This is a genomic window from Stenotrophomonas sp. INTA L402-1 (assembly GCF_059295135.1).
Map to the genome: position 1 here is coordinate 1 of NZ_JCAFWP010000076.1, position 5,898 is coordinate 5,898.

Annotated in this window: 5 protein-coding genes; 2 read left to right on the top strand and 3 right to left on the bottom strand. The window is 65.9% G+C overall.

Features of this window, described 5'->3' with window-relative positions; translation table 11 throughout:
- Positions 1-197: 197 nt before the first annotated feature.
- The 3 genes from cgtA to rplU form a co-directional block, all read right to left on the bottom strand.
- Entirely contained in the window at positions 198-1,250 is a 1,053-nt protein-coding gene (cgtA, locus tag AC5O77_RS21405; protein ID WP_032127584.1) for an Obg family GTPase CgtA, read from the bottom strand.
- 177 nt (positions 1,251-1,427) lie between these two features.
- The gene (gene rpmA, locus AC5O77_RS21410) at positions 1,428-1,691 is read right to left on the bottom strand and encodes a 50S ribosomal protein L27 (protein ID WP_005415704.1); all 264 of its coding nucleotides are present in this window, start codon (positions 1,689-1,691) and stop codon (positions 1,428-1,430) included.
- Between the two features lie 18 nt (positions 1,692-1,709).
- Positions 1,710-2,018 (bottom strand): 50S ribosomal protein L21, encoded by a 309-nt coding sequence (gene rplU, locus AC5O77_RS21415; protein WP_005408557.1) that lies wholly within the window; start codon positions 2,016-2,018, stop codon positions 1,710-1,712.
- 316 nt (positions 2,019-2,334) lie between these two features.
- Between rplU and uvrA the strand changes: the two genes are divergently transcribed.
- On the top strand, positions 2,335-5,337 hold the full coding sequence (gene uvrA, locus AC5O77_RS21420) for an excinuclease ABC subunit UvrA (RefSeq protein WP_125895431.1): 3,003 nt from the start codon (positions 2,335-2,337) through the stop codon (positions 5,335-5,337).
- The gene (locus tag AC5O77_RS21425; RefSeq protein WP_478058466.1) at positions 5,337-5,744 is read left to right on the top strand and encodes an acyl-CoA thioesterase; all 408 of its coding nucleotides are present in this window, start codon (positions 5,337-5,339) and stop codon (positions 5,742-5,744) included. The genes uvrA and AC5O77_RS21425 overlap by 1 nt, the downstream gene beginning before the upstream one ends.
- Positions 5,745-5,898: the final 154 nt, after the last annotated feature.

The window sequence follows — 5,898 nt, forward strand, 5'->3', positions numbered from 1 at the left end:
GCCCGCGCCCCGCCGTCCGGGCGCGCCCCCCACACCCCCCCCCCGGCGGGGTGTTTTTTTGTGCGCGGCCCGCCCCGCCCGGGGGGGGCGCCGGCCGGCCCCCCCCCCCCCCCCCCCCCCCCCCCCCCCCCCCCCGGCACTACCACAACAAAAAAACCCGGCCGAAGCCGGGTTTTTCGCATGGAACCACAACAGCATTACTGCGCGTTGCGGGCTTCCAGCTCGTCTTCCTTCTGGCGATCGAAGAAGGCCATGATCCGGCTCATGATCGGGAAGGTACCTTCGCGGCCCAGCGCGGAAACCAGGAACCACGGCTCCTTCCAGCCCAGCTCGGCGACGATCTGTTCGGCCGCAGCCTTCGCTTCGTCTTCGAACATCAGGTCGGCCTTGTTCAGCACCAGCCAGCGCGGCTTCTGCAGCAGCTCCGGATCATGCTTTTCCAGTTCGCGCTCGATCGCGCGCACCTGCTCGACCGGGGAAATGCCTTCCACCCCGCCTTCCATCGGCGAGATGTCCACCAGGTGCAGCAGCAGGCGGGTGCGCTGCAGGTGGCGCAGGAACTGCGCACCCAGGCCGGCACCGTCGGCAGCGCCTTCGATCAGGCCGGGAATGTCGGCAATCACGAAGCTGCGGTAGTTCTCCACCTTCACCACACCCAGGTTCGGGTACAGCGTGGTGAACGGGTAATCGGCCACCTTCGGCGTCGCCGCCGAAACGGCACGGATCAGGGTGCTCTTGCCAGCGTTGGGGAAGCCCAGCAGGCCGACGTCGGCCAGCAGCTTCAGCTCCAGCTTCAGCGTGCGCTCTTCGCCCGGCTCGCCCGGCAGCGCCTGGCGCGGCGAGCGGTTGGTCGAGCTCTTGAAGTGCATGTTGCCGAGGCCACCACGACCGCCCTGCGCCACCAGCAGGCGATCACCATGCTGGGTAAGGTCGCCGATGATTTCATCGGTGGCGACGTTGATCACCACGGTGCCGACCGGCACGGTGATGGTCAGGTCTTCGCCGCCCTTGCCATAGGCCTGGCGGCCCATGCCGTTCTCGCCACGCTGCGCCTTGAAGATGCGGTCATGGCGGAAGTCGACCAGGGTGTTCAGGTTTTCGTCGGCGCGGATGTACACGCTGCCGCCCGCACCGCCGTCGCCGCCGTCCGGGCCGCCGAGCGGAATGAACTTCTCGCGACGGAAGCCAATGCAGCCGTTGCCGCCGTTGCCGGCGAACACTTCGATTTCTGCTTCGTCTACCAGTTTCATTGTTTCGATGCCTGCGATGGGCGCGGCCTGCCTGCCGACGCCTTGAATGTTATGCCAGCCGCTGGCCGGCAACCCGGCCTGGCCGGTCTTGCTTTCACTCTAACGAAAAGCCCCGCCGAAGCGGGGCTCTTCATGCAGCACCCCCATGCCGAGGCACGGGTGCCGGCGATGCCTGGATCAGGCGTCGGCCGAGACGATGCTGACGGTGCGGCGCTTCTTGGCGCCCTTGACCGAGAACTCCACCTTGCCGTCCACGAGGGCGAACAGGGTGTGGTCACGGCCCAGGCCAACGCCCGAACCCGGGTGGAACTGGGTGCCGCGCTGACGCACGATGATGTTGCCGGCTTCGATGGCCTGGCCGCCGAAGATCTTGACGCCCAGGTACTTCGGGTTGGAGTCGCGACCGTTGCGCGAGGAGCCTACGCCCTTTTTATGTGCCATGACTGCTTCTCCTGATGCTTAGCCGGCGATGCCGGTGATCTCGATTTCGGTGTAGTACTGACGGTGACCCTGACGCTTCATGTGGTGCTTGCGGCGACGGAACTTGATGATCCGGACCTTGTCAGCACGACCCTGGGACAGGACCTTGGCGGTGACGGCAGCGCCCTTCAGCGCATCGCCCAGCTTCACGCCGTCGCTGTCACCCAGCATCAGGATGTTGTCAAACTTGATCTCGCTGCCGACTTCGACTTCGAGCTTTTCAATGCGGAGCTTTTCGCCCTGCGCCACGCGGTATTGCTTACCGCCGGTGACCAGTACTGCGTACATGACCAGGCCTTCCTCTGTAGTTATTGTGGTCTGAGCTGCCGCCATCGAGGGCGGACAGGAGCGGAATTGTACGCAGATCAGCGGGCGCGGGTCAAGTCAACCCCTGAACGGCCCGGGGGCCCGGCCAGAACGGGGTCAGATCCCTTTTCACGTTGTGAAAAGGGATCTGACCCCTGCCTGTCGGCCTGTCTCATCAGGTGAGACATCGGGCTGGCATTGTCGCCCATTGCCCCCATCTGGTCACCTCGGTAGGCTGACCGATTGCCGTTCCCTGCTGGCCCGGCACCCAGCCAACGCCCCCACAACCGGATCCCCCATGGCGATGGATTTCATCCGCATCCGCGGCGCGCGGACGCACAATCTGAAGAACCTCGACCTCGACCTGCCCCGCGACAAGCTGATCGTGATCACCGGCCTGTCCGGTTCGGGCAAGTCCTCGCTGGCGTTCGACACCATCTATGCAGAAGGCCAGCGCCGCTACGTCGAGTCGCTGTCGGCCTATGCGCGCCAGTTCCTGAGCGTGATGGAAAAGCCGGACCTGGACCACATCGAAGGCCTGTCCCCGGCCATCTCGATTGAACAGAAGTCGACCTCGCACAACCCGCGTTCGACGGTCGGCACCATCACCGAGATCTACGACTACCTGCGCCTGCTGTACGCCCGCGTCGGCACCCCGCGCTGCCCGGACCACGGCTATCCGCTGGAAGCGCAGACGGTCAGCCAGATGGTCGACCAGGTGCTGACGCTGGACCCGGAACAGCGCTACATGCTGCTGGCGCCGGTCATCCGCGACCGCAAGGGCGAGCACGCACAGGTGTTCGACCAGCTGCGTGCGCAGGGCTTCGTGCGTGTGCGCGTGGACGGCGAGCTGTATGAAATCGATGCGGTGCCGCCGCTGGCGCTGCGCCAGAAGCACACCATCGAGGCGGTGATCGACCGCTTCCGCCCGCGCGAGGACATCAAGCAGCGCCTGGCCGAGAGCTTCGAGACCGCACTGAAGCTGGGCGATGGCATGGCCTCGGTGCAGAGCCTGGACACCGCCGACGCCACGCCGGCGCTGTTCTCCTCCAAGTACTCCTGCCCGGTGTGCGACTACTCGCTGCCGGAACTGGAGCCGCGCCTGTTCTCGTTCAACGCACCGATGGGCGCCTGCCCCGGCTGCGATGGCCTGGGCATCGCCGAGTTCTTCGATCCCTCGCGCGTGGTGGTGCATCCGGAGCTGTCGCTGGCCGCCGGTGCGGTGCGCGGCTGGGACCGCCGCAACGCCTACTATTTCCAGCTGATCGCCTCGCTGGCCAAGCACTACAAGTTCGACGTGGACGCCGCCTGGAACTCGCTGCCGGCCAAGGTGCAGCAGGCCGTGCTGTACGGCAGCGGCGACGAAACGATCACCTTCACCTACTTCACCGAAGCCGGCGGCCGCACCCAGCGCAAGCACCGCTTCGAGGGCATCATTCCCAACCTCGAACGCCGCTACAAGGAAACCGAGTCGCCGGCGGTGCGCGAGGAGCTGTCCAAGTACATCAGCGAACAGCCGTGCCCGGAATGCAATGGTGCGCGCCTGAACAAGGCAGCACGCAACGTGTTCGTGGCCGATCGCCCGCTGCCGGAGCTGGTGGTGCTGCCGATCGACGAGGCACTGAAGTTCTTCAGTGAACTGAGCCTGCCGGGCTGGCGTGGCGAGATCGCCGCGAAGATCGTCAAGGAGATCGGCGAACGCCTCGGCTTCCTGGTCGATGTCGGCCTGGATTACCTGACCCTGGAGCGCAAGGCCGACACCCTGTCTGGTGGCGAGGCACAGCGCATCCGCCTGGCCAGCCAGATCGGCGCCGGCCTGGTCGGTGTGATGTACGTGCTCGACGAGCCGTCGATCGGCCTGCACCAGCGCGACAACGAACGCCTGCTCGGTACGCTCACCCGCCTGCGTGACCTGGGCAATACGGTGATCGTGGTCGAACATGACGAGGACGCGATCCGGCTGGCCGACTACGTGCTGGACATCGGCCCGGGCGCGGGCGTGCACGGCGGCGAGATCGTCGGCCAGGGCACCCTGCAGGACATCCTGGAAGCGCCGCGCTCGCTGACCGGCCAGTACCTGTCGGGCAAGCGCGCGATCGAGATTCCGGCGCGCCGGCACACGCCGAACCCGAAGATGACCCTGCACCTGCGCGGGGCGACCGGCAACAACCTGAAGGGCGTGGACCTGGCGATTCCGTCGGGCCTGCTGACCTGCGTGACCGGCGTATCCGGCTCGGGCAAGTCGACCCTGATCAACGACACCCTGTTCTCGCTGGCCGCCAACGAGATCAACGGTGCCTCGCACCCGATCGCTCCGTACAAGGAGATCGATGGCCTGGACCTGTTCGACAAGGTGGTGGACATCGACCAGTCGCCGATCGGCCGCACCCCGCGCTCGAACCCGGCCACCTACACCGGCCTGTTCACGCCGCTGCGCGAACTGTTCGCACAGGTGCCCGAAGCGCGTGCGCGCGGCTATTCGCCGGGCCGTTTCAGCTTCAACGTGCGCGGCGGCCGCTGCGAAGCCTGCCAGGGTGACGGCCTGATCAAGGTTGAGATGCACTTCCTGCCGGACGTGTACGTGCCCTGCGACGTCTGCCATGGCAAGCGCTACAACCGCGAAACGCTGGAGATCCTGTACAAGGGCTTCAACATCAACGACGTGCTGGAAATGACCGTCGAGGATGCACTGAAGCTGTTCGAACCGGTGCCGTCGATTGCGCGCAAGCTGGAAACACTGGTCGACGTCGGCCTGAGCTACATCAAGCTGGGCCAGAGCGCGACCACGCTTTCCGGTGGTGAAGCGCAGCGCGTGAAGCTGTCCAAGGAACTGTCGCGCCGCGATACCGGCCGCACCCTGTACATCCTCGACGAGCCGACCACCGGCCTGCACTTCCACGACATCGAAGCGCTGCTGGGTGTGCTGCACAAGCTGCGCGACGAAGGCAACACGGTGGTCGTGATCGAGCACAACCTGGACGTGATCAAGACCGCCGACTGGATCGTTGATCTGGGTCCGGAAGGCGGCCATCGCGGTGGCACCATCCTGGTCACCGGCACGCCGGAAGACGTGGCGGCCTGCCCGCAGTCGTACACCGGCCAGTTCCTTGCGCGCATGCTGCCGTCCACCCACGCGCGCCCGGAGCAGCCGGCCGCCGTGGCGAACAAGCCCGACGCCCGCCCGCCGCGCAAGGTGAAGCCTGAAAAGGCCGAGAAGCCGGCGAAGAAGGCCGTGGCTGCCAAGAGCACCGGCAAGACCAGCAAGACCGCCACTGCCAGCAAGAAGAAAAAGGACGCCTGATGAGCAGCGAACACAAGATCCTGGCCCGCATCCCGATCAGCGTGCGCTGGCGTGACATGGACAGCATGGGCCATGTGAACAACGCCAAGTACATCTCCTACCTGGAAGAAGCGCGCGTGCGCTGGATGCTGGGCGTGGACGGTGTGTCGATGACCGACCGCATCGCACCGGTGGTGGCCGCGACCAACGTCAACTACCGGCTGCCCATCGTGTGGCCCAACGACATCCTGGTCGAGCTGTTCGTCGAGCGCCTGGGCAACAGCAGCGTGACCATCGGCCACCGCATCGTCGACCAGCAGGACGAATCGAAGCTCTATTCGGACGGCAACGTGGTCGTGGTCTGGATGGATACGCAGACCGGCAAGAGCACGCCGCTGCCGGAGGCGATCCGTAGCGCGTCTACCTGACGCGCCTGTGGTAGTGGCGGGGGGGGGGGGGCCCCCCCCCCCCCCCCCCCGGGGGGCGGGCCGCGGCCCCGGCCCCCCCAACCCAAAAAAACACACATATGATAGCACACCAACACAACTGAGCGGAGGCGTTATACAAAAAACACCCCACCCC